The organism is Microcoleus sp. AT9b-C3, assembly GCF_036705485.1.
Taxonomy (GTDB): Bacteria; Cyanobacteriota; Cyanobacteriia; order Cyanobacteriales; family Microcoleaceae; genus Microcoleus.
In genome coordinates this window covers 265,356-288,125 of the sequence record NZ_JAUBUR010000003.1, presented here as the reverse complement: position 1 = coordinate 288,125, position 22,770 = coordinate 265,356, and the positions used below count along the sequence as shown (strand labels likewise).

Below are 22,770 nucleotides of genomic sequence, written 5' to 3'. Positions count from 1 at the left end.
TTTCAGCGATCGCGAAACATTACTAGATATTACCGCAAGCCGCCATTTCTCTGCTGCGGCGATCGTGACGTTTTGAGTATTTATGTATGGGATTCGATGACGGCTTCGGCTTCCAGGGCGATCGACCTCAATTTATCCAATGTATCCTCGTTCGCACTCTGCCACAACCCCCGCTGACGAGCTTCTAGCAATCTTTCCGCCATATCTCGCAGTGCCCAAGGATTGTTTTCTTGAATAAATGTCTGCACTTTCTCATCAAAAATGTAAGCCTCTGCGATTCCTTCATACATAAAATCCTCTACACAATTTGCCGTAGCATCATAAGCAAACAAAAAATCAACTGTTGCTGCAATTTCAAAAGCACCTTTATAACCGTGACGCATCGCACCTTCTATCCATTTGGGATTCACAGCCCTACTGCGATAAACCCGCGCAATTTCCTCCCGCAGTTGCCGCACTTTTGGATTTTCAGGAATCGAGTTGTCGCCAAAATAAGTTTCAGGATTTTTGCCTTGCAAATTGCGAATTGCGGCCGTCATTCCCCCTTGGAATTGATAATAATCATCCGAGTCGAGGATGTCGTGTTCGCGGTTGTCTTGGTTTTGCAGAACTATTTGCATTTGGCCGAGGCGTTGTTCAAATGCTTCGGGTGCAGAACATCCCCATTCACTCTGTTTAACTCCTGCTACACCTCCGGGCAAATTTGAGGAACTAGAGGAGGTATAGGCGTAACTGCTCCAATTAATGTAAGCTTTTGCTAAATCGCTGTCGTCAGTCCAGTTTTGAGCTTCAATTATGCCTTGAAGTCCTGCGCCGTAAGCACCCGGTTTTGAGCCAAAAACTCGAAATTGCGATCGCCCTTGTGCCTCTTCCTGACTCAAACCTGTAGATTCCCAATACAAAATCTCTTCCTTAACTTGTGCTGCTAAAGGATTGTTTTCTGGCGATTCGTCTAAATCTGCCACAGCTTTTACCGCACTGTCAAACAAATCAATTAAATTAAAAAAAGCATCGCGGAAAAAGCCAGAGATTCGCAAAGTAACATCAACGCGCGGCCGCCCCAAAACAGAAACTGGCAAGATTTCAAAATCTACAACTCGCCGCGAAGGGCCATCCCAAACTGGTTGAACTCCTATCAGCGCCAAGGCTTCGGCGATGTCGTCTCCCCCCGTCCGCATGGTGGATGTTCCCCACACTGACAAACCCAAAGTTTTCGGATATTCGCCGTTTTCTTGGGTGTATCTTTCGATTAAAGTTTCAGCGGCAACTCGGCCAACTCTCCAGGCGGTTTCTGTGGGAATCGCGCGGATATCTACTGAGTAAAAATTTCGGCCGGTGGGCAATACATCTGGTCTGCCGCGGGTGGGCGCGCCCGATGCGCCGCTTGGTATGTGCCGCCCATCTAGTCCGCGCAAAAGGTTGGTAATTTCTTGGTTTGTTTGGAGGAGTGAAGGTAAAAGATAGTTATTTATCCAGTCTAATTCTTGTTTGGTTGCTTCTCCTGTTGGGATATTTTTAACCGCAGATGAACGCGGATTAACGCGGATGTTTTTGATTAAGTTATCTACTAATTCAGCGCCTTTTTCTTCGAGTTCTGCTGTTAAATCGCCGGCTGTGCGGTTCTGAATTTTTGAGGTCGGATCGGCCGTTAACGGGTCGAAATCGTAGCCTGAGTCTTCTGCTAGGGCGCGGGTTATGCCCGATCGCCCGTTGGTGGGATGGCGGGCGATCGCAATTATCAAATCTCTCAACTGTCTACCTTCGGGACACTGCCCAAAAATGTGCAATCCGTCGCGAATTTGGGATTCTTTGAGTTCGCAAAGATAGCCGTCTGTGCGGGTGATAAATTCTGTAAATTCCGATTTATTTAGTTGTATTCCTAACTCTCGATCCAAGTTTTCTTTGTTGGTGAGGGCGAGAATGCGATCGCGAATCATGGGCAATCTGGACGGATCTAAACTTTGGGCTTCGCAATACTCATCAATTAAGGTTTCCAACTGCTGCAAAGGCCCGTAGAGTTCGGCGCGAGTCATCGGCGGTGTCAGGTGGTCGATTATCACGGCTTGCGATCGTCTTTTTGCTTGGGAACCTTCCCCCGGATCGTTGACAATGAAGGGATAAAAATTCGGCATCGCGCCTAATGCTACTTCTGGATAACATTTGTTAGACAATGCTACACTTTTACCCGGAAGCCATTCTAAATTGCCGTGTTTTCCGGCATGAATTATAGCGTCAATTCCCAACTTTTCTCGCAGCCAGTAATAGTAAGCTAGATAATTGTGAGTGGGTGCTAAGTCGGGTGCATGATAATTTAATGCGGGGTCAAGTTCATATCCCCGCGATGGTTGAATTCCTACAAATACATTACCGAACTGAATCCCCGGAATCGGAAAAGACCTATTGTTACTTATAAAATCTTGTGCATAGCTTCCCGGAAGCCCCCATCTTTTACAAATCCCCTCTTGCACTTGCTGCGGCAAACTAGCAAAATATTCTTCATATTCTGCCAAATCCAAAGATTGATGAACAGGCCGCAATTCGCGTCCTTCCGGGTCATTTGTTACGCCAGAAGTTAACAGTTCAATTAACTCATTGCCACTAGCCGGGATGTTTTCAATTTGATAGCCAGCTTGCTGCATAGCTTTGAGGATTTCGACACAGCTAGCGGGCGTATCTAAGCCGACACCGTTGGCTAAGCGGGCGTTGCGGGTGGGGTAATTTGCTAAAATTATGGCGATGCGTCTGTTGGCGGCTGGGGTTTGTTTCATTTTCACCCAATTCGCGGTTAAATCTGCTACAAATTGAATGCGATCGCCCGCTGCTACATAGCCTACTACATCTGTTTCTAATTCGCTGTTCCAAGTCTGTACGGCTTTAAAAGAAACAGCCCTAGTAATGATTTTTCCGTCTACTTCCGGCAATGCTACATTCATCGCCACATCCCGCGGCGAAAGTCCCTGAAGTTCCGTTTCCCACTGTTCCAAACCGCCACCGCTGAAGATTGCTTGCAATACGGGAACGTCTAAGGATTTTAAGCTATTTTGTTCCGGTTCTTGACTGCTGAAACCGGAGACTGCAAAACTTGTGGTGTTGAGCAATAATTGAATTGGTTCTGATTCTTTAGGTTGAAAATACTCCAGCAATTCTATTTGCAAATCTGGTTCCCGCAGAGAAGACACAAAGACGGGAACAGGGACTAAGTTTCGCTCAGATAGAGCTTGACAAAGTGCATCAATTGGGGCTAAGTTTCCTGATAAATAATGAGCGCGATAAAATAAAATTCCGACTTTAGATGTAGAAGTAATGTCCCCGTGTCCGCAAGTTGGAGACGATTCACTTTGCTTTTTCCAATCATAAATTCCGACGCGGGAAACTGTTTGAGGTAGGGGCGGACTATAAGCAGTTTTTAGGCAAGTATCGGCGGCAAATTTTAGTGCATTAACAAAGTTTTGCACTCCACCTTCTGTGAAGTAACGCCAAAGTTGATTGACTGCTGACAGCGATACATTGGAATGGCTGATTAAATCGGGATCTGGACTGTCTTCTCCCGGCATTACAATCAGTGATGCGTTAGTTTTCTGCACAGTTTCCCGCAGAATTTCTAACCCGTAAGACCAATAAGAACGCCCTCCTAAAAGTCTTAAGATTATGACCTCTGCGCGTTCTAAAACTTCCTCAGCATAAGTATCAATTGTTAGTTGTTGCTGTAACTGAAGCAGGTTTACTGCGCGCACTTTGGGAAATTTTGCCGGCATTTTGGATGCAGCGGCTGCGAGAGTTTGAATGTCGGTGTCAGCAGCACTAATAAATACTATTGGTGCTGGGGTTTGCTGAATAAAAATTACTCCTTCTGCTTGAGGGTTCCAACCTCCGGGTGTGGCTGCTATTTTGTGCATTAATTTTTTTTATGTTAATAAATAGTTAGAGAAAGTGCGATCGCCTTGAGTATAACATGACTTATACATCAATAGATGCTAGGGCTTGTTTCAAACCAAGACATCCCCGCCCAACCGAGAGAGGGCGGGCACGGGGGCATCGCCCCTACATTCGGGGGGAGAATGAGCGTCAAAGTCCCGAAAATCTCAACCTATAAACTGATAAATAAAACTCCCAAAATCATGATTCCGGCGCCTAATAATCTTTCTTGAATATCTTTTTCCTTAAAAATGAAATGACCGAACAATACACCCATTAACACGCTAGTACGCTTAATCGCGATCACTCGCACTACGAACGTTAATGTCAAAGCTTGCATTTGAAAAATTATTCCAGTAGCATTGATAAACCCCATAGCAGCTAGCATTGGTAATTGTTTGAGAATTTGTCGCCCTGGATTTGGGGTTTTGTGCAATAAAACTGGCAGTAGCAAAACACTCATTGTACCAAACAAAGAGAATACCCAAAAAATAGGGTAGGAATTGGTAACTCCTATTTTGTCACAATTTGCGGCAATACTCCATAGTAATGCGACGATTAACATCAATTTGGGCCCTGGTTCATCCAGCAGTGCTTTGAATGGGGCTAAATATCCTTTGGATTTCTCTTTGATATTTAATAAATAAGAGCCTGCTACGATTAGTAAAATGCCAATATAATCAAATAATTTGGGATATTCACCGACAATTAACGGTGAAGTTACCAACATGAATAATGGTGTCAAAGCTACCATCGGTAGTGTCAGGGATAAATCTGATAGTTTGATGGCTTTGATGTAGAGGAGGGCTGTGACAGCGTTGATGCTACCTCCGATTAATAGGGCGAGCCAAAATTGAGAGTTTAAGGTCGGAATTCCTGTATAAAATACCCAGGGAATCAAAAAGATGACTGAAAAAAATGAGAAAGACCAAGCGACGACATATTCGTCACTTTTTTTGAGGTTTTGTTTGCCCAAAACGTCTTTGACGGCTTCAAAGAAAGCGCTCAAAATTCCAAAAATTAACCAAGTCATCCTAAATATGCGCTCCTGACTCGCTCGTCGTTTAGCAAATCCGCTCCTATACCTGTGAGGGTAATATTACCAGCTTCTAGTACGTAACCCCGATCGGCAATTTGCAGTGCTAAATTGGCGTTTTGCTCGACTAAGAGGATTGTAACGCCTGTTGAGCGGAGGTTTTGAATAATTGCAAAAATTTCTTTGACGATCGCAGGTGCTAAGCCTAAACTGGGTTCGTCTAATAATAGCAGCTTCGGGCGACTCATCAGAGCGCGGGCGATCGCCAACATTTGCTGTTCCCCGCCGCTGAGGGTTCCTGCTAGCTGGCGCCGCCTTTCTGCTAGGCGCGGAAATATCTCAAATTGGCGCTCTAAATCTGCTTTTACTGCCGCCGAGTCCGATCGAATATAGGCCCCCAATTCCAAGTTAGTTAACACCGTTTGCTGCGCCAAAACCCGCCGCCCTTCTGGACTGTGGGCGATTCCCAATTTCACAACTTCGTGAGCTTGGCGGCGGCTAATATCGCGTCCGCTATAAATAATTTGTCCTTGTCGCAAATTAACTATTTTAGAAATAGCTCTCAATGTGGTACTTTTGCCCGCACCGTTGGCACCGATGAGACTGACAACCTCGCCCCCATTAATCGTGAGATTAATATTTTGTATGGCTTGAATTCCCCCATAACTTACAGAAACATTTTTGAGTTCTAAGAGGATGTTTTGGGTTGTTTTGGGTGGGCTATGTTGCATTTTTTGTGACTTGATTTTTGATGACCAAACTGTCTCTTTTCCAGCAGTCCTCCAGGGGTTGAAACCTGGCTCATAGCTGAATTCCTGTTAAGAGGGCTGGAAGATTCATTTAAGGCTAACTATTAATTTTACTCGTTCCCCGCCTGAGCCGGGAAACATTTACAATTTCTACGTTTCATCTCCCAAATAAGCCTCAATTACCGCCGGGTCATTCCTCACAACAGCAGGTTCTCCCAAAGCAATAAGCTGACCGAAATGCAAGACGGCAATTCGATCGCACAATCCCATAACTAGCGGTACATGATGCTCGATCAATATTACAGTTAAATTGAATTGTTGGCGCACTTCTCGGATAAATTCGCTTAATTTGTGCTTTTCATTCGGATTCATGCCCGCAGCCGGTTCATCTAACAGCAATATTTGCGGTTCTAGGGCTAAAGCGCGGGCAATTTCTAAGCGCCTCTGGTCGCCGTAGGGCAAGTTTTTGGCTTGTTCGCCCGCGCGATCGCCCAATCCGACTAAATCCAACAATTCTAAGGCTTTCCGCTGGGTTTTGCGTTCCATTGCGTTAGATTCTGGCAAGCCGAAAATCCCCGCCAGCACCGATAAAACGGGATTGTGCGATCGACTGTGGATGTGTCGGGCGATCGCCACGTTGTCCAAAGCAGAAAGTTCCCCAAACAAGCGAATATTTTGAAAAGTTCTGGCAATACCTTTATTGGCAATTTGATAAGGTCGCAGTTTAGAAATATTTTCGTTTTGATAAATTAGATTGCCACTCGAAGCAGGTATCAGTCCAGTCATTAGATTAAATAGAGTTGTCTTGCCCGCGCCGTTAGGGCCGATCAATCCAAATATCTCGTGTTTTTCAACTGTAAAAGATACGTCGTTTACAGCAATTAAACCACCAAAGCGGCGAGTTAACCCTTGTGCTTCTAAGATGGAATTGCTTTTTGAGATGGTAAGGGGTTCGGAAATCACAAAAAACTCTATAAAATCGGCAATATCATTATGCCTCAAATTGGTATTTTAATAAATAGCCTCCCGCCTTTTAATCTTTTACTGATTACCAATTACCCATTATTAATTACTAGGCATCTAGCTGATTCAACGGAAAACCGCTATAATATTACAATTGCCGTACCGCTTCAATCTCCTCAAGCCGTCTCGCCTGGGTAATCTTATGACGATGTACGTACCGGATTCGCAGCCTTCGCAAACAAAAGTCCTCCCTACGATGTATGATTTACCCAGTGAAGACCCGGAGGAACCCGGTTTGCCTGACGAATTCCACGAGTTTCAACCCGAACTGCTGCGTTTAACCTGTCGCCCCGCCAACCACCCGCCAGAACAAATATTTATAGCCACAGACCTCAATCTCTACTACGATTCTAACCATCTCAATTGGTACAAAAGACCTGATTGGTTTGTCGTATTGGGGGTTCCGAGATTCTATCGAGGTGACGAATTGCGCCTCAGCTACGTGATGTGGCAAGAAAATGTCAGTCCTCTGGTAGTAGTAGAACTGCTGTCACCTGGAACTGAAGATGAGGATTTAGGAATTACAGAAGAAGCAGGAAATAAACCGCCTACTAAGTGGCGAGTTTACGAACAGATTTTGCAGATTCCTTACTACTTTGTTTTCACTCGGTACAACAATCATTTGAGAATATTTCGCTTGATTGGCAATCGTTACCGCGAACAAGTTTTAACCGAACCCAGATTCTGGATACCGGAATTAGAATTAGGTATAGGTTTGTGGGAAGGTTGTTATCAAGGTTGTTCGAGATTGTGGCTGCGTTGGTACGATGTCAGTGGCGATTGGGTTCAGACTCCAGAGGAGTTTGAAAGGCAGCGAGCTGAATTAGAAAGTCAGCGGGCAGAATCAGAAAGTCAGCGAGCAAATCGATTAGCCGAGCGCCTCACAGCAATGGGCATTAATCCAGAGGAGCTGTAAAATTAAATAGCAGCATGAAATTGTGCAAGCTGCAAGCGCTGTCGATAAAAACTTATTAACTAAAAATAAATTATGCCTGAATCTACCTCATTGCGCGATCGCTACCTAGCCCTAATCGACAAAATTGTCGAAATCACCCTCAAAGGTCAAATTCGCTCTAAAGAACAAGTTTATCAAATGCTGGTGCAAGACATTAGCACCGGTACTGGGGAAATCTTTGAACGCTGTTTCGGCGAACGCCTTGATGCCGCCGAAAATCAAGTCAGAAATGAAAAAGACGAAATCAAACAAGCAAAGGCAAATCGCACCCTCCGAGCTCTCAAAACCATCCAAGGAGAATGGGAACGCTGGCAGAAAGATAACCGCGTCGATCGCGCAATTGCATCCTCAATCCAACAAATCGTTACCGCCGAATCTAACGCCCGCCTCCTGGCATTATTGCAAGTAATCGATCCGAATAAAGAACATCCGCTGACTCTCGCTCAATTGCAGCAATTGGCCAAATCTCTGCACCAACAAATGCTGCAAACTGCCAATCCCGAAACCGAACAAGATTTGCAGCAAATAACCGCCGGCATCGCCAAAGGTTTGGAATCTTGGCAGCGTTTGGAACCGGAACTTGTGGGCTGGATTTATCAGCCGCAGCAGCTAGGATTTGCCGGTAGTCCCGAACAAAATGGGCCTTGGGCTTTTTGGGCCAAAAAAGTTAACAGTCCCTTTCCCCAAGCTCTTTTGAATACTATTGCGCTAGGTGAATCTGTAGTTCAATTCGCCGCCCAGCAATCGAATTTAGATTTAGGCATATTGGTGGAAGCGGCGATTATTTTGCAGTGCTTGCAGCGGGCGTTGGCGACATGGTTTGACAAGCAAGTTTACGATTCCAAAGTGTCAACAAAAGCTTCAATTTCTACTTACATTACTTTTGCGGTAATTTGGAGTCAGCTAGCTAGTGGGTTTAATAATTCTACCAAGAGCGGTGAGCAGTTGGCCAATGCTTGTTTTCAAGTAACTTTGCAAATTTTGCGCGCTTTTTCTCAGCGAGAATATTTTCCGCTTTACGGGGGAATTTTTGCTTCATTTGATGGTAAAGCCCTGCGACATACTTTGGATTATTTAGACGAACCGCTGCGGCGAGTTGAAGGCACTCAAGCGAAAGCTCGGATTCTGACGCTTTTGGGTTATTCGATGCAGGCGGCTGGGGCCTACGAGCGAGCGCTCTTGCTGCACAAGCAAGCGCTGGAAATTGCCCGTACCGAAGGAGACAAAGCTTGCGAAGTAGCCAATCTCAATCACATCAGCCGTAACTATGTTGCTCAAAAAAATTATCAGGAAGCGATTAATTACAGCCAGCGGGCTTTAATTATGGCACGACAAGCGGGAGAAAGGCAAGGCGAGGCAAATGCTCTGGCTAATTTGGGTTACAGTGAAGTGTTTCAAGCGCGGCAGTTGGAGGAGGTGGAACCGGAGGTTTACGAGAGTGCGATCGGTTATTTGGAACAAGGTTTGTTGCTATCGGAAAAATTGGGAGACAGGCAAAGTCAAGCTTTTTGTTCCAGCAGTCTCGGTATTGCTAAAATCGCCCTAGAAAATGCTGAATCTGCGATCGAATATTTGCTCAAAGGTTGGCAAGCAGCTCAATTCTCAGGGGATTTATATTTGCAAGGTTTGAATTTGGCTTACTTGGCTCAAGCTTATTACAGAATCAACTCACTAGAAAAAGCGATATTTGCGGGCAGTTTGGGGATGTATACTTTGGAGCAAATTGGTGCGATGGAGTGGCGTCAATCGGCTGGTTTGTTGACAATTTTGCGCGGTCAAATGGGGGCGGAATCTTTTAAAGAATCTTTGGCGAAAAGTCGAGCGAATATCATTCCGGCGATCGGTGTTGACGGCTACGATTACATCCCGGAGTTGCTGGAAAAATATCAGCAATCTATTTAAATCTTTGTGCAACAGGCGGGAAAGCCTGTTGCTGAGAGGGTTTAAGGTGTAAGTTCTAACTCACCGAAAATCACCGTTATCAATCAGTCTTTCATGAACGGGCTCTCCTGCCCACCCCACAACCAAATTTAAGTCTTTGTGGAACAGGCAAGATGCCTGTTCCTGGATGTTTTTATGCACCCCAACCTCCAAATAATTAATGCTCAACTATCACCGGTGTGCCAACTGCCACTTTCTCAAATAAAGCCTGTGCGTCTTTATCAAACATTCTGACGCAGCCGTGAGAAGCCGCCCCCCCGATCGACTCTGGATTCGGAGTACCATGAAAACCAATCACATTCTTGCCATCCGTCCAAAACCCCATCCACCTACTCCCTAATGGATTGTCTGGCCCCGCAGGAATAAGTTCTCCTGTCCAAGGATTTTGCCAAACTGGATCTTTGATCATTTGCATAACTTTAAAATTGCCTGTAGGAGTTTCCCAGCCACCTTTTCCCACAGCAACCGGGAAACTGGTTTGCACCTTATTTTGTCGGTAAACATAGACGCGGCGTTCTCGCAATTTCAGGACTAAACGCACTTCCTCAATAGGATTTACCGCAGGCTTTGGTTCCTGGGGAATATAACGAAATGGTTCTCCCAGGGGCGGCAGTTCTGGGGTTCCGAGATTCGGCAATTGTGTCTCGGATGTGGGCCGCTGCGCTGCGATCGCACTATTACTTGAACTAGCCACCACTTCGGCAGTCGCCTGCTGCTGTAGGCCGACCGACAGCGCGGCTGCACTCAAGCTCAGTACAATTAACTTGTCAAACAAAAATTTGCTCTTCACCATTGTTTTATTCGCTAAACTCCTCACCAGCAGTTCCTACAAAGTTCCTATCTAATTATCCGCCAACCGCACCCGATCAGAAAAATTTTGAGATGGCTTTTTGACGGCCACAGCGCTGCACAGTTTTTAGTTGAAACTCCACCACTGATAATTTGTAACTCTACACAAAGCTTAGGCAATAATACTACGAAAAAAACAAGCTTTTTATAAGCGGCTCAGTGGAGTTACGCAATAGAATGTCGTGAGAAAACCCGGTTTATGCGTAAATATTGCCCGAAAATGATTAAATTTCACCTCCGACTAATTTGATTTTTTAGCCATGACCGACTGGCGATTGAGTATTTAAACTATGGCGCTGCTGTATCCGGCAACCACAATCTGTCTTTGGGTAGAGTTCCGCCCAGCAACAGTTAGGTTGGCGGAAAAAAACTGCTAAGGTCGATCGAATAAACTCAATATATCACGGCAACACTCTAGAGATCCAAACCGCTGAACTTGTTGTAAATCGGGAACTTATGATGTAAAATTTAGTCTTTCAATACTTGTTCGATAATCTTTTTTTGAGATTGTCCTAAATTTCCTACTCTGGGGATTAAACTGGATTAGGTATAGAGGTTGGGGCTTCCGTGCAGCGGAAGCAAACCCGACCCTGAATAGCAGTTAATGTGAGGTTTCAATGCGTCTTCAGAAGATCAAATTATTGACAGGTGCAACACTGTCGGTGCTAATTTCGGCGGTCTCAGTGCATCCGGCGATGGCTAACCCTGCAACTCAAATAGCCCAAACGCAGACCACCACAACCGCAAACACTCGAACCATTGTCGGTTTTGTCAAAGATATTGTTGGTGACGTAGTAACTATTCGCGAAGAAAACGCGCCGTACAGGACTCTCAGGATTCAAAGATGCGTCCTGAGAATTATTGGCCTAGTACCGGGAATGAAAGTCAGAGCCACAGTCGCCGGATCTCAGATACAAAATATCGCGGTGATCCCCGATTATAAGGTTGTAGCCACAACGGTTGCTCGTCCCGCAACCCCAGCACCGGCACCGCGTCCGGCTCCCGAACCGCCACCGCGTCCGGCTCCTCGTCCGGCTCCGGCTCCGGCTCCGGTTCCGGCTCCGCGTCCGATTCCGGCTCCGGCTCCCCGTCCGGCTCCTGTGAGAGGGCTTTGGTAGACCTAGGTTATACCATTTTCGATTTTTGATTTTTGATTAGAGAATTGGGAATGACCAAAAGCAATGTGGTCACCAGTCGCGTGATTCATTCGTGGATCGAGAAAAAAGCTCGAATCCGGATCGCAAGCCCTCGGAGTTATCAGTGGCGTCGCTTTCTTCAATCTAAAATCTAAAATCTAAAATCTAAAATCGATTGACTGATCGAGCTCAAGGTTTGGAGCACTAGCCTACACTTGCATTCTTTTTTGCAACTGGTATCAGTAAATGGAATTAAGCCACCGCCGGGGCGGTGGCTTAGCTGTTTAATAGCAGTTAGAATAATAGAATTGTCCCGCAATTGTTGAGAAATCGCTGCTATGTATTACCTGCGTTTCTTGCTGCTAATTCTGCTGTTGCCGATGATTGGGTGCGATCGAGCTACAGATGCGATCGCGCCTGCTGTGGGCGACAACGGCCCAGTGTCGCAAATTCCCTCCCGTGCACCCCTGGCAAATGTTGGGACCAATCAAATTGTACCGACCAAACCGCTGTCGCCGCAGCCAATCCGCATTGTTGCAACTACTTTGCCGCAGCCAGGAGCCAGCGAAAGCGCCTCAAAACCTCCTCAAGTAGTACCGATTCCCGCATCGCCAGTGCTGCAAGTCCCTCCTGGCTTTGTCGTTAACGTTTTTGCTGACAATTTAGACGCTCCCCGATGGCTGGCTTTGACGCCGACAGGCGATGTTTTGGTAACAGAAACCCGGCAGAATCGGATTACACTGTTGCGAGATACCAACCGCGACGGGGTTGCTGAGGTTCGCAAGACTTTTGCAAGTGCCCAAAACGGGTTAAATATTCCCTTTGGCATGGCTTTTGCCGATCGCTATTTTTTCCTCGGAAATACCGCTGAAGTCCGCCGATTTCCCTACACAAAAGGGCAGGAACAATTAACTGGTACTGGTCAAAAAATTGCCGATTTACCGGGCGGCGGCTACAACCAACACTGGACGCGAAATGTTGTCGTTTCCCCCGACAATAGCAAGCTTTTCGTATCAGTTGGCTCGCAGTCTAATGCCGATGTCGAACCGCTGCCGAGGGCGTCTGTTCAAGTGATGAATTTGGACGGCAAGAACCAGCAAATTTTTGCTTCCGGTTTGCGAAATCCGGTGGGATTGGATTTTCACCCAAAAACAAATCAACTCTACACGACGGTCAACGAACGCGACGGTTTGGGAGATGATTTGGTGCCGGATTACTTAACAAGAATTCGTCAAGGCGAGTTTTACGGCTGGCCTTACACTTATTTTAAGCCGAATTTGCTCGACCCGCGCCACTCCAGAAATGGCAATAGCGATCGACCTGATTTGGCGGCTAAAACATTAATGCCAGACGTGCTGTTTCAGGCGCATTCGGCGGCTTTGGGGCTTCAGTTTTACGACGGCAAAACGTTTCCTAAAAGATTTCTCAACGGGGCGTTTGTGGCGTTTCGCGGCAGTTGGAACCGGAACGCAGGAACTGGTTATAAAATCGTGTTTGTACCTTTTAATGCGGCGAACGGACGCCCTCAAGGTTATTATGAGGATTTTCTGACTGGTTTTCTCACAGATCCGTCGGGCCCGACAACTTGGGGGAGGCCTGTTGGTTTGCTGGTTTTACCTGACGGGAGTTTGCTGTTTACTGAGGAAGCGAATAACCGGATTTATCGAGTGCAGTATCGCGGCTGAGGATTGGGCGATTGATAAATTCTTCACCCTGGTATACTTTTTGTTGAATCAAGAATTTATCTTCTTTTCTAATTTCACTATTCAATTTTGATAGTCGTTGGGTTGCGGCGGGTTTTGTAGAGAGATTGTCTGCTGTTGGTTCTGATTGCGGCCTAAAACTGCCTCTACAAGCCTCGAATATATCAGAACGATCGAGATTTTGCGATCGCGCTTTAAAATCCCGAACCGGGTTGTTTGAGAAATTCCGCTTCTTCGGGGGTTGTTTCGCGTCCGAGAATTTCATTGCGGTGGGGAAATCTCCCAAAACGCTCGATTATTTCCAAATGCTGCAGCGCGTATTTAAGGACTGAATCGCTGTCTGGTTCGCCGCTGAGTTGGCGAAATAGTTCGACAGATTTTTGCTGGTTTTCTAAGTTTTCGCTGTGTTGAAAAGGGAGATAAATAAACAATTTTTGTACAGTCAGCAATTCGCGCTCGAATTTATTATTAACAGCGTATTCAGCGGTGGCTAAAGCTTTGCTGTCTGTGGCGAATGCTTGGGGCGTTCCGCGAAACATATTACGCGGAAATTGATCGAGCAGTAGAATTAATGCGAGGCAATTTTCGGGGGAATCTTGCCATGAGTCGAGTTTACCGGATGCGGCGAGTTCGTATTGGGGGAGAAATCGCGATCGCACTTCTGCATCAAAATCCGCATCTTTTTCAAACCATTTCTTGTGGACTTTGCCAAACTCAGGAGAGTGCGATCGACCAAACCAAAAATCTAAAACTTCCTTCATTAGCAATCTAGTATGCGATTGATTGTTGATTAAAGCTTCTGTGTCTGTAGTTGCACAAAATGCGCTATCTGTCCAACTACAAACCCCAGCGATTAATGATTAGCAATGATGACTTAGGAACCTTTGTTGTCCGGTGCTTAAAGTTACAAACTAGCCAACAGTCTGTCCCAAGTTGTGCCTCCCACAACTCCGTCTACAGGAATATGAGCTTGCCGCTGAAATCTTTTCACTGCATCTTCGGTTGTCGGGCCGAAAACGCCATCAATTACGATCGGGTGTCGGGAGAAGTCCCGCGCGTTCAATAACTTTTGCAGTCTCTTCACATCTTCGCCTTTCGAGCCGCATTTTAAAATCCTTTTATGGTGTCTCACTGCTGGTCGATGGCAATCATCAGTGTAGCAAGCTGCGGAACCCGCTGCAGAGTTTGCTCTACTTGTGCCCGTCAAAACTAATAGGGCGAGAACTGCTAGTAAATAATAAAAAGTCTGTGATCCGGCCATACTTTCCCTGTTAATTTTTCAAGCGTTTTTTGCAAGTTTGACCTGCGAAAAACGGGTATCGTCTTCCCGACTCAAGTCGTGGATTATCCAAAAATTTTAGATTAAAGTTCAAACTCCCCGATTCATCTGTGGAGTCAATCTAAAATCTAAAATCTAAAATCTAAAATCGACTGACGATGCTTCTTAGCTCCCAGCTTACAAGAGATAGGACTGTAGGTGTAGAACGTGTTTAAGTTATTAAATTTTCGATCCTTCGTAAGTTACATCGTGCGGACTTCAGTCCTCCGAATTTTGGCGAATAAAGAAGGACTAAAGTCGAGATATTGCAAGCGAGGATTTCCCTGTTTGCAGTTTCACAAAGAGCGAGTCACAGCACAACTGCAAGCAGTATTTAAAGCTAAGAAGAAGCAAAGATTCTGTCCCAAGTTTTGCCTCCCACAACTCCGTCTACATGAAGGTGAGCTTGCCGCTGAAATCGCTTCACAGCTTTTTGAGTTGTCGGGCCGAACACGCCATCAACTACGATCGGGTGTGGGGACAAGCCCCGCGCGTTCAACAACTTTTGCAGTTTCTTCACATCTGCCCCTCTCGATCCGTGTTTTAAAATCCTTTTGTGGTGTCTGACTTCGGGTTCGTGGCAATCATTAGTGGGGCAAATAGTGCTGCCCGCTGTATAGTTTGCTGCATTGGCGCCAGTCAAAACTAATAAGCCCAGAACTGCAAGTAAATAATAAAAAGTCTGCGGCGAAGGCTTAGGCTTAGGCGGAGGCGGAGGCGGGGGAGGGGGCGGTTTTGGCTTGCATTCTAGTGAAATAGTACCAGTACAAACTTGTTCGGACATAATTTCCCTGTTAATTTTTCAAGCGTTTTTTGCAAGTTGGACGATTGTTTGAGGGTGAGAAACCGGGTTTCTGGGATGGGGGCATCCAATCTTGATTGACCTGGTTTCTGGCAACAGTCAACCGACATTCTACAATATAAGTGGCTTTACTGCAAAATCTCCGATCGTACAAGTTAAATTTTGTTGCTCTTTGGTAGCAGCAAAGGTAACAATTACTTCGCAAGCAACTGCAACTGTCAGCATTACCAAGTTTCGCGCCAGCGGGTAATCGCAAACGTCATCATTCGCCGCTGAAGGAACCCGATAGTGTTGGTTCCAAATTATTTCGGAGTAATCGGCAGCTAATCCGACGTGCACGCAGGGAAGGGAGGCACTCGCACAGTAATCCTTGACTGCTTGTCGCCCGACACTGTTATCAAAAGTATCGATGACTGTGGCGCTGTTGGCAAGCAGCCGATCGGCATTTGCGGGTGTCAATTCTTTTGAGTGCGCGTCAATGCTGACTCCCAAAGCGCGGTAGAGGTTGTTGGCGAGAATTTTGGCTTTGAAGGCGCCGATGTCCGATCGATAATAGGGTTGAGTGGAAAGGTTGCGTTCCTCAATGCGATCGCGATCGATGACTTTTAACTGACAAAAGCCCGATCGCGCCAGACTTTCTGTAATATTCGCACCCAAAGCGCCCGCCCCGCACACCGTTACCGGGAAATTTTTGATCTGCGACATCACTGCGGCACTTCTGTAAAGTTGTTCGTGAAAAAATATGCTCATGGTAATCAAGAATTATCGATTTTCGACTACTCCAACCAAGGAATGCAAGTCGAAGTCTTTGTCTAATCCGCTGAGACAAATGCCCGCACTCATAACTGTCAAGTCATTTTTGGCGATCGCAGAAGTGTGGTGTTCTCCCGTTCCGCTAGTCCATTCAACCAGCCAATAATTTTCGCGATCGCAAAAATCCCGCAATTCACCGCCGCCCATTTTTAGCGCCCGCTGCAAGCGTTTTTGGGCCCGCACTTTTGGATCGAAACCTTTAATATTTCGGGACACTAATTCGTAAACTGTTCGCATTTCCGGTGTCATCCCTTTAAAGCGAACTTCGGGAGGCAAAATCAACTTTTTTAACGCTGCTTTTAACTTTTCAGACGGCAGCGGATCGGCGCGTCTGTCAATCTCTTCAAACCACAAACAATGACCGTCCCACCGCGCAACAATCGGCTCAAACTGCGAACCTTCAGTTACTAAATGTACGGGTACGGGTTTCGCAACACCAGTGCGCTGTTTAGCATCAGATTCGTTAACAGGATAAGCCAGCCAAGTTTGCCCTTGCAGCACGCAAGCCAAGTGCAAGCGAACGGGGACGAGCAGTTGCAAATACTCGGCCACTTGCGGCAAACTCGGCTCCTCAATTACTGAAGCAGTTTTTTGATTGAGGGGCGCAAAAATAGCCCATCCTTCAAAGTTGCGTGGCTGCGGTAGAAAAGTATAAATCATTGAGCTAACTCTTATCCGCACGCTTCCCCCGCGCACGCAAGGAGCTAGGAATTTGGTATCGAGTAGGTGCGCTTCTCGGGCAGCGATTTGGCTGAGGATTGTGCGGATATCTGGCACTGAATTGACCTCCATCATCTTACTTTTTGTTACAGAAAACACTTTTAATTTAAGAAATTATAAAGATTTCTCAACACTGTTGACAGAAATTAATCTCCTAATCTAATATTGAGCGAACCTCGCAACTTAACCTGGTAAATATTTTAAGTAAATATGCTGCAAAAGCTTTTTTCTAAGTGGGTTGTAGTCACAGCTTTGACACTTCCTCTTTTTGGCTCAGTCCAGGTAGCTAAAGCTCAGGACACCTATGGAGCTACTGCCTATTCTCCAACTTCTGACGCCACTGGTATTAGTTGGGATCATGCGACAGAGAAAGAAGCACTAAACGCAGCAGTAGCCGTCTGCAATGAAAAAAGCGGAGGTGCTAACGATTGCGAAGCGCTGACCTCTAATAGTAATAATTGTGGAGCGATCGCCGTAGGCAAAGGAGGAGCAGGTGCGGGCTGGGGCGACGATCAAGCCGCAGCAGAAGCTCAAGCTCTCGCAGGTTGCAGCGAACTAGAGGGTGGCAGTTGTAAAGTGCAGCTTTCAGCTTGCAACAACTAATTAAACTGATAAAAATTGGTGGAAGAGGTGTATATGTTGGCTGCTAAAACAACTTAAAAAATAGTAAATGTATGGTGTGCATTGCACACCATACCAAATACAACTCAGCTAAAATTAGGGTACGCAATGCACACCCTACGCAGTTAATCTCCTACTTCGGAAGTAACTGCATCGGGTGGCAGCAAACTTTCTAATCTATCTTTAGACCAATATTCAGTAGGGTAAGCGAGTGCAATAATATCAGAGAGTCGAATCAGCCACGTAACTTGTCCGTAAGCATCGATATGTTCCGCCTGTTCGTTAGGGGGAACTATCACCAAAAGTTCGACAAACTCCCCGAACAAATTAGTCGGGATGCCGCCGAAACTACTATTATTTGTTTTAATCCAAACTTTACTGCCTCGATCGAGAGCTTCTTGGAGTCGCTGGCAGAGCAAACTGGATTTTTTGAGCTGGGATTTTTTGGCTTTCGACTTTTGTCCCATAGTTTTAAGAAGTTAAAGTAGTTGTATTGTGGGTTGCACAGTTCGCTGCACAGTTAGCTGCACAGTTCGCTGCACAGTTCGTTGAGATTTAGCGCGCTCGGAGTTTGGTATAGAAACGGACTGAAGCAAAAAGGGCGATCGCCCCGTCGCTACCCCATCACTCTAGTCTATAAGAAAGCGCTGTACTGCGATCGTAATAACAATTTAATCGCAAAAGGGGGCAATGACACCAGCTCAAAAAAAATGCCACTGTCGCCAAACTCCCAACCCTGGTTGTCATCAGTGATTCCCAATCTAAAATCTAAAATCTAAAATCTAAAATGGTATTACCTGCCGTATCATGTTACACAATCAGTCAACGAGGCCCGTGTTTCCACTGTGCCCAAATGCAGTATAATCGGCGGAATCTTCCCAAATCGTTTAAGTAAAACAATGGACTGGCGAAAGCTCATTCATCCAAACCCCAAAGCTTCAACAAGTCAACCAGCAGCGCCAGAAAGCCGATTATCTGTAGAATTTTTGCTGGGACTCTTTGCTGCAGGATGGACTCAACAGCAGGTGTTGGAGAAATATCCTGCACTCACTGCGGAAAAGTTGCGCGCGGCTTTGGCTGGTGCGGATTCCCAGTTAGTGTCATCCATCGCTAATCCAGAATTACAAGCAATTATCGCTCAAATTAGAGAATAATTTACAATGCTAACACCTGAAGGATTGCGGGCTGTTTTTCGTTTGCTGCTGAATGTCTCCGTATATAAAAGTTCTACTTGACGCGATAATTCCAGGTTTTGATAGCTAAATCTATAAACCATCCTAAATTAAAGTCTGTCTCTTTTTGGTAAATTTCCCACCATTCCCTAGTAGTGCTATCAATAGGTGGAGTAATTCCTTTAAGGAGATACAAAAGTAAGAAAAAAGTATTATTATAACCTAGTGCAGCTTGCGTCAAGTACATATTAGGTTTACACCATTTTAACATTCCATGCCTAGTCATTCCTGAAAATGTATTAGGTTGAGGTTGCTCTTTTAAGTTGATAGTATCTTTTGTACAGACGACCCATTCTATGGAAGAATTTTCCGAAAAAGGGTTGCTTCCTTTTTTCAAAACAAATCCAAATCGAGTAACCGGTGTTTTGATGTTTTTACTAACTGCTGTTGGCAACCAAAGAAATAAAACGATTCCATTAGTAGTGTTAGTTATTTCTGCCATTTTTTTGTGATTCACTCCATCCCCAGTTCCATACAATATTTTTCTGTAAGTGGTACTAACCATTTCTTTTACTTTTGGCTGAGACAAAAGCAAAGTTCGCAACTTCAGAAAATCGGTATGATAGTCTGGTGGGAGCCTACCTACAAAATTGCAAGTAAAAGGAGGTAAACTGCTAATATCTAAATTATGAGAGATTTCTGGCAACCCAAATACAGGGTAAGAAATTTCATAAATTTGACTTAATAGTTTAAATTGACCTGAATTATGATGATTTTGTACAGCAAATTCCCAAAAACAAAAATCTTCTTCAAATTTTGAAGCTTCTTTGTCTGTGTAATTATCAGCGTGAAAACTCGGTGCAATCGCTATCATTTTAACGGGCAAGGAATAGTCAATTTTCTCCTCAAAGCATTTATTGGTGATAATAGCTTTACGATACCGAGTTAACTGCGAAACTAATCCTCGATCTTCTTCATTTTTCAACTCGATAATTATCGGCTGCTTTTCGGATTTGGTACAGCACAATAAATCGCATCGCTGCATTTTTACAGTATGCTGCCTTTTGATTTTAATTAGCGAGGGAAATATTTCATCAAATTTCTCATCTATATAATCTTCCAAATCCATCTCGGATTGAAACCTGATTTCACCACCAATATAAATTAACTTGCGATTAGCAGTTTTTACCCTCTCATTCAACCTTTTACCTTGGGTTGATAGATGTTTTGCTTTGAGGTATGGCACAGTAGCTATCCCATAAAGTGAGCATTGCCCACCAGCATAACTGATGAACAATGCCTAAATTCTATCACTTGTCATCCCTCACAGGCAGCGACGTATCAAGAATTTCCATCAACAATTCCAGCCGCGAAGGACGACTCAACATCGGCACTAAATTCGGTAAAGAGTAATAATCACCCGCAAACGTAAAGGTTTCCACCGATACTTGTTTGTCCTTCAATTGCTTCTGGACATATTCGCACCAAGAACCAACTCGCACAATCACAACATCAGGAATTACCCCCAAACTGCGGCAGTAATTCTGATAAGCATCTGCAAAATAAGGTGCAGCGTTTTCGCCTTCATCTGTTACCAGAATGAATTGTTCGACAACCTGCTTTTTAATTCGCATTGCTTCCACCGCGCAACCGCAACTTGTGCCGCCGCCAGCGCGAATGTGCTTGAAAGCGCCTTCCCAGTCTGTCAATTCGCTGCCGTTTGCTTGCACTGGATACGGCATCGTGTCAAAGGCATAAACGAACAGTGCAGCCTCGGAAATGCCGGAAATCAAAGCAGCGAGACGCTTCCCGACTTCGATCGCACTTTCCATTGAACCCGACTTGTCAATCAACAAACCAGTTGCTTTCGCAATCTTGCCGCGCTTCTTCACCTGTTCGTTTGTCACCGCTTCCAGCTTCGCCGCCGTTGCTGCGTCGAAGTTTGCGCCCGCGCCCGCCACACTCGCTTTGTAAGCAGAAACCCGATCGCACTTGGCCGCTTCATCCAGCTTCGAGTCAATCAACTGCTTGACTTCGGCGTGATCCATCGCACCGCGAGACTGAATCGATTTCAAATTGTTGATGACTTCCTGCGGCGACATCGAGTTAATCAGCGCCGCCAAAACCGTTGGCGTTAGCTGTCTGATCGCACCAACTGCGATCGTATACGGAATCTTGTACTCAACAATCAAATTCGCCTGTTCCGCAGGTGTCGCAGCCTTTGCTAACTGCTTCAAAACGAATGCCAGAGAGTCTTCTGGCGGATTGTCTTTAAACAGAATAGCATTAGCGCGATCGCTCGGCTTGACGTGCAGCGTTGCGTACAAATGCTTCATCGCCTTGCGGTTGCGGAGGGCGGCGCGATCGAAAAACTGCGGATTCTTTTCCCGCGATTTCAGATAGCGAGTGACAGCAGTGCGTGCGCTGCGGGGCATCTTATTCTGGTGCCGCTTCATAAAGTCCACAATCCGCGAAACCTCGTAGGGAGGGAACTCTTGCAGCATCATAAAACCGGCATCTCGGTGTTCCGTCAGCCCCGAAGTCAGCAAATTTCCGGCAAAAACTTCCTTGTGATCGCGCACGTCGCCGTGACGTTGATACCACACTGCTAAATGACCGTAAAAAATGGGGTCTAATTCGATAATTAACTTGTGAATTTCTGCTACTTTTTCTAATTGGCGGTGAGGAGTTGTGAGCAGAGAGTTGAGCATTTCCAAACGCAAATCGCGTTCTGCTGTATTCATATTCATTGGTGTCACCTAATATTTTGCACCTATCGCCTCAGTCCGCCAGGGATTGAAATCCCTGGCTCAAAGCTTAAGTCCTCTTAAGAGGACTGAAATGCGTGTTTAAAAATGTATTTTTTGTGATTAAAAACCCACAAAAACAAATATCTTTAGTCCTCTTCAGAGGACTTTAGCTATTAGACAGGGATTTCAATCCCTGGCGGGCTGTTTCGGATTCGAGGGACTTCAAATCGGGTTCAACCCAGCTATTTCTGGCTTCCCAGGACATCAGGCGATCGCGCGTGTAATAGCGAAATGGTAAAGTGCGTGAAGCGGAGCTATCCCGTAGGGAATCGGCATATTTTGCAATCAAACCGTTAGCCAGATGTACGATCGATCGATTTTGGCTTTCAGCGGCGAGATATTGGCGAACAGTTCGCACCCAAAACAGTGTTAGGGTTTCGTGATATCCGCTGTTTTTTGTAGTTTCAATTCCTTGAACCGAGTTGTAACGTTTAATGCCATTGCGAATCGCATCGATCGCCTCTGACTCCGATTGGCCAAACAGAAAATACCATAAAGCAACGGTTAAATGTGCTTCGTGCGTCCATTGAATTCGCGAGAGGTTACATTCTTGGAAGGCATGAATCAGACTATCTATCTCGTTGGGCGATCGGTAAATTATAGTTTTTTGGGTCATAATTTAAGTCTCCTCACACACCACTTTTATATCTAACTTTTTATAAAGATGAGATGTTCCGCACAAGTTCGCAAAGCGTTTTGACTGTCCGATCGCTCTACCCCTGAGCTACAGCCCCTTAAACGGGGCTGGCAGGATTTGAACCTGCGACAAATCGATTATAATGTGTGTATTCGCTTCACTCGTTAGGGTGCGGAACAAAATTTTTCTAATCTCTAAACTAGAAAGTTTTGACTTGTGATTCTTCTAAATTGCTCAATTATTTTTGCCTTTTATAGCATTAAAAGTCACTCCACGCAAGTTAAGAAAGCCGTTGGCACATACGCAGGAGTTGAACCCGCGACCTTTTCTTTAAAGAGAAATGCTCTACCAGTGAGCTAGTATGTAAGCTTCCTTTGTTGGGGCGCGAAGTAGAACTTTTAAGCGCCGGATAGATATAAAAAATTCAGCTATAAAAGGCAGCGCACAAGTCAGAGAAGCTTTTTTCAGCCTCACGGCAAGTAGGAATTGAACCTACAATTCGATTTTAAGTCGAACGTTTCCAGTTTGTAAGCTTCTTTAGTTGGGGTGCGCTGTCTAATACGTGCTTTC

At 45.4% G+C, this 22,770-nt stretch carries 20 protein-coding genes and 1 tRNA gene; 6 read left to right on the top strand and 15 right to left on the bottom strand.

The window, feature by feature from the left end; translation table 11 throughout:
* Window positions 1–80: 80 nt before the first annotated feature.
* From cobN to QUB77_RS04890, 4 genes are all read right to left on the bottom strand, one after another.
* Window positions 81–3,896: a cobaltochelatase subunit CobN gene (gene cobN, locus QUB77_RS04905; RefSeq protein WP_333169981.1), complete on the bottom strand. Its 3,816-nt coding sequence runs from the start codon at window positions 3,894–3,896 to the stop codon at window positions 81–83.
* A 191-nt stretch (window positions 3,897–4,087) separates the two neighbouring features.
* Window positions 4,088–4,948, bottom strand: coding sequence for a DMT family transporter (locus QUB77_RS04900; RefSeq protein WP_190734590.1), 861 nt, complete (start codon window positions 4,946–4,948; stop codon window positions 4,088–4,090).
* Window positions 4,945–5,682 carry an ABC transporter ATP-binding protein gene (locus QUB77_RS04895; protein WP_333169982.1) on the bottom strand — a complete coding sequence of 246 codons (738 nt, stop codon included), beginning with the start codon at window positions 5,680–5,682 and terminating at the stop codon, window positions 4,945–4,947. The genes QUB77_RS04900 and QUB77_RS04895 overlap by 4 nt, the downstream gene beginning before the upstream one ends.
* 168 nt (window positions 5,683–5,850) lie before the next feature.
* Window positions 5,851–6,663 carry an ABC transporter ATP-binding protein gene (locus QUB77_RS04890; protein ID WP_333170255.1) on the bottom strand — a complete coding sequence of 271 codons (813 nt, stop codon included), beginning with the start codon at window positions 6,661–6,663 and terminating at the stop codon, window positions 5,851–5,853.
* Window positions 6,664–6,865: 202 nt separating this feature from the next.
* On the opposite strand from QUB77_RS04890, the gene QUB77_RS04885 reads away from it, so the two are divergent.
* Both QUB77_RS04885 and QUB77_RS04880 read left to right on the top strand, forming a co-directional pair.
* Window positions 6,866–7,639, top strand: a complete 774-nt coding sequence (locus QUB77_RS04885; protein WP_333169983.1) for a Uma2 family endonuclease — start codon at window positions 6,866–6,868, stop codon at window positions 7,637–7,639.
* Between the two features lie 72 nt (window positions 7,640–7,711).
* A complete protein-coding gene (locus QUB77_RS04880) occupies window positions 7,712–9,580 on the top strand; it encodes a tetratricopeptide repeat protein (RefSeq protein WP_333169984.1) in 1,869 nt (622 codons plus the stop codon).
* A gap of 196 nt (window positions 9,581–9,776) precedes the next feature.
* On the opposite strand, the gene QUB77_RS04875 is transcribed toward QUB77_RS04880, so the two are convergent.
* The gene (locus QUB77_RS04875) at window positions 9,777–10,412 is read right to left on the bottom strand and encodes a L,D-transpeptidase (RefSeq protein ID WP_333169985.1); all 636 of its coding nucleotides are present in this window, start codon (window positions 10,410–10,412) and stop codon (window positions 9,777–9,779) included.
* A gap of 673 nt (window positions 10,413–11,085) precedes the next feature.
* Here QUB77_RS04875 and QUB77_RS04870 point away from each other — a divergent pair.
* Window positions 11,086–11,586 carry an autotransporter gene (locus QUB77_RS04870; protein WP_333169986.1) on the top strand — a complete coding sequence of 167 codons (501 nt, stop codon included), beginning with the start codon at window positions 11,086–11,088 and terminating at the stop codon, window positions 11,584–11,586.
* A 356-nt stretch (window positions 11,587–11,942) separates the two neighbouring features.
* The gene (locus tag QUB77_RS04865) at window positions 11,943–13,289 is read left to right on the top strand and encodes a PQQ-dependent sugar dehydrogenase (protein WP_333169987.1); all 1,347 of its coding nucleotides are present in this window, start codon (window positions 11,943–11,945) and stop codon (window positions 13,287–13,289) included.
* 212 nt (window positions 13,290–13,501) lie between these two features.
* On the opposite strand, the gene QUB77_RS04860 is transcribed toward QUB77_RS04865, so the two are convergent.
* From QUB77_RS04860 to QUB77_RS04840, 5 genes are all read right to left on the bottom strand, one after another.
* Window positions 13,502–14,068 carry a DUF924 family protein gene (locus tag QUB77_RS04860; RefSeq protein WP_333169989.1) on the bottom strand — a complete coding sequence of 189 codons (567 nt, stop codon included), beginning with the start codon at window positions 14,066–14,068 and terminating at the stop codon, window positions 13,502–13,504.
* A 143-nt stretch (window positions 14,069–14,211) separates the two neighbouring features.
* On the bottom strand, window positions 14,212–14,568 hold the full coding sequence (locus tag QUB77_RS04855; RefSeq protein ID WP_333169990.1) for a peptidoglycan-binding domain-containing protein: 357 nt from the start codon (window positions 14,566–14,568) through the stop codon (window positions 14,212–14,214).
* Between the two features lie 397 nt (window positions 14,569–14,965).
* On the bottom strand, window positions 14,966–15,409 hold the full coding sequence (locus QUB77_RS04850; RefSeq protein ID WP_333169992.1) for a peptidoglycan-binding domain-containing protein: 444 nt from the start codon (window positions 15,407–15,409) through the stop codon (window positions 14,966–14,968).
* Window positions 15,410–15,538: 129 nt separating this feature from the next.
* Complete coding sequence (locus QUB77_RS04845) at window positions 15,539–16,177, bottom strand: ThiF family adenylyltransferase (RefSeq protein ID WP_333169993.1); 639 nt, start codon at window positions 16,175–16,177, stop codon at window positions 15,539–15,541.
* A 12-nt stretch (window positions 16,178–16,189) separates the two neighbouring features.
* Window positions 16,190–17,035: a hypothetical protein gene (locus QUB77_RS04840; RefSeq protein ID WP_333169995.1), complete on the bottom strand. Its 846-nt coding sequence runs from the start codon at window positions 17,033–17,035 to the stop codon at window positions 16,190–16,192.
* A 135-nt stretch (window positions 17,036–17,170) separates the two neighbouring features.
* Here QUB77_RS04840 and QUB77_RS04835 point away from each other — a divergent pair, with 135 nt between their 5' ends.
* Window positions 17,171–17,563, top strand: a complete 393-nt coding sequence (locus QUB77_RS04835) for a DUF4189 domain-containing protein (protein ID WP_333169997.1) — start codon at window positions 17,171–17,173, stop codon at window positions 17,561–17,563.
* Window positions 17,564–17,706: 143 nt separating this feature from the next.
* Here the strand turns inward: QUB77_RS04835 and QUB77_RS04830 are convergent, their stop codons facing one another.
* Window positions 17,707–18,048, bottom strand: a complete 342-nt coding sequence (locus QUB77_RS04830; RefSeq protein WP_333169998.1) for a hypothetical protein — start codon at window positions 18,046–18,048, stop codon at window positions 17,707–17,709.
* A gap of 432 nt (window positions 18,049–18,480) precedes the next feature.
* On the opposite strand from QUB77_RS04830, the gene QUB77_RS04825 reads away from it, so the two are divergent.
* A complete protein-coding gene (locus QUB77_RS04825; protein ID WP_333170000.1) occupies window positions 18,481–18,735 on the top strand; it encodes a DUF433 domain-containing protein in 255 nt (84 codons plus the stop codon).
* A gap of 73 nt (window positions 18,736–18,808) precedes the next feature.
* Here QUB77_RS04825 and QUB77_RS04820 read toward each other — a convergent pair whose 3' ends face one another.
* The 4 genes from QUB77_RS04820 to QUB77_RS04805 form a co-directional block, all read right to left on the bottom strand.
* Window positions 18,809–19,999 carry a hypothetical protein gene (locus QUB77_RS04820; RefSeq protein WP_333170002.1) on the bottom strand — a complete coding sequence of 397 codons (1,191 nt, stop codon included), beginning with the start codon at window positions 19,997–19,999 and terminating at the stop codon, window positions 18,809–18,811.
* Between the two features lie 64 nt (window positions 20,000–20,063).
* Window positions 20,064–21,503 (bottom strand): hypothetical protein, encoded by a 1,440-nt coding sequence (locus tag QUB77_RS04815; RefSeq protein ID WP_333170256.1) that lies wholly within the window; start codon window positions 21,501–21,503, stop codon window positions 20,064–20,066.
* A 166-nt stretch (window positions 21,504–21,669) separates the two neighbouring features.
* Complete coding sequence (locus QUB77_RS04810) at window positions 21,670–22,179, bottom strand: hypothetical protein (protein ID WP_333170003.1); 510 nt, start codon at window positions 22,177–22,179, stop codon at window positions 21,670–21,672.
* Between the two features lie 314 nt (window positions 22,180–22,493).
* Window positions 22,494–22,565: transfer RNA gene (locus tag QUB77_RS04805), tRNA-OTHER, on the bottom strand.
* Between the last annotated feature and the right edge of the window lie 205 nt (window positions 22,566–22,770).

Coding starts and splice junctions, on each gene's coding strand:
- QUB77_RS04810 (WP_333170003.1), bottom strand. CDS start 22,179: ATGACCCAAAAAACTATAATTTACCGATCGCCCAACGAGATAGATAGT.
- QUB77_RS04880 (WP_333169984.1), top strand. CDS start 7,712: ATGCCTGAATCTACCTCATTGCGCGATCGCTACCTAGCCCTAATCGAC.
- QUB77_RS04860 (WP_333169989.1), bottom strand. CDS start 14,068: ATGAAGGAAGTTTTAGATTTTTGGTTTGGTCGATCGCACTCTCCTGAG.
- QUB77_RS04830 (WP_333169998.1), bottom strand. CDS start 18,048: ATGGGACAAAAGTCGAAAGCCAAAAAATCCCAGCTCAAAAAATCCAGT.
- QUB77_RS04840 (WP_333169995.1), bottom strand. CDS start 17,035: ATGATGGAGGTCAATTCAGTGCCAGATATCCGCACAATCCTCAGCCAA.
- QUB77_RS04875 (WP_333169985.1), bottom strand. CDS start 10,412: ATGGTGAAGAGCAAATTTTTGTTTGACAAGTTAATTGTACTGAGCTTG.
- QUB77_RS04850 (WP_333169992.1), bottom strand. CDS start 15,409: ATGTCCGAACAAGTTTGTACTGGTACTATTTCACTAGAATGCAAGCCA.
- QUB77_RS04835 (WP_333169997.1), top strand. CDS start 17,171: ATGCTGCAAAAGCTTTTTTCTAAGTGGGTTGTAGTCACAGCTTTGACA.
- QUB77_RS04815 (WP_333170256.1), bottom strand. CDS start 21,503: ATGAATATGAATACAGCAGAACGCGATTTGCGTTTGGAAATGCTCAAC.
- cobN (WP_333169981.1), bottom strand. CDS start 3,896: ATGCACAAAATAGCAGCCACACCCGGAGGTTGGAACCCTCAAGCAGAA.
- QUB77_RS04900 (WP_190734590.1), bottom strand. CDS start 4,948: ATGACTTGGTTAATTTTTGGAATTTTGAGCGCTTTCTTTGAAGCCGTC.
- QUB77_RS04865 (WP_333169987.1), top strand. CDS start 11,943: ATGTATTACCTGCGTTTCTTGCTGCTAATTCTGCTGTTGCCGATGATT.
- QUB77_RS04885 (WP_333169983.1), top strand. CDS start 6,866: ATGACGATGTACGTACCGGATTCGCAGCCTTCGCAAACAAAAGTCCTC.
- QUB77_RS04825 (WP_333170000.1), top strand. CDS start 18,481: ATGGACTGGCGAAAGCTCATTCATCCAAACCCCAAAGCTTCAACAAGT.
- QUB77_RS04855 (WP_333169990.1), bottom strand. CDS start 14,568: ATGGCCGGATCACAGACTTTTTATTATTTACTAGCAGTTCTCGCCCTA.
- QUB77_RS04845 (WP_333169993.1), bottom strand. CDS start 16,177: ATGAGCATATTTTTTCACGAACAACTTTACAGAAGTGCCGCAGTGATG.
- QUB77_RS04895 (WP_333169982.1), bottom strand. CDS start 5,682: ATGCAACATAGCCCACCCAAAACAACCCAAAACATCCTCTTAGAACTC.
- QUB77_RS04870 (WP_333169986.1), top strand. CDS start 11,086: ATGCGTCTTCAGAAGATCAAATTATTGACAGGTGCAACACTGTCGGTG.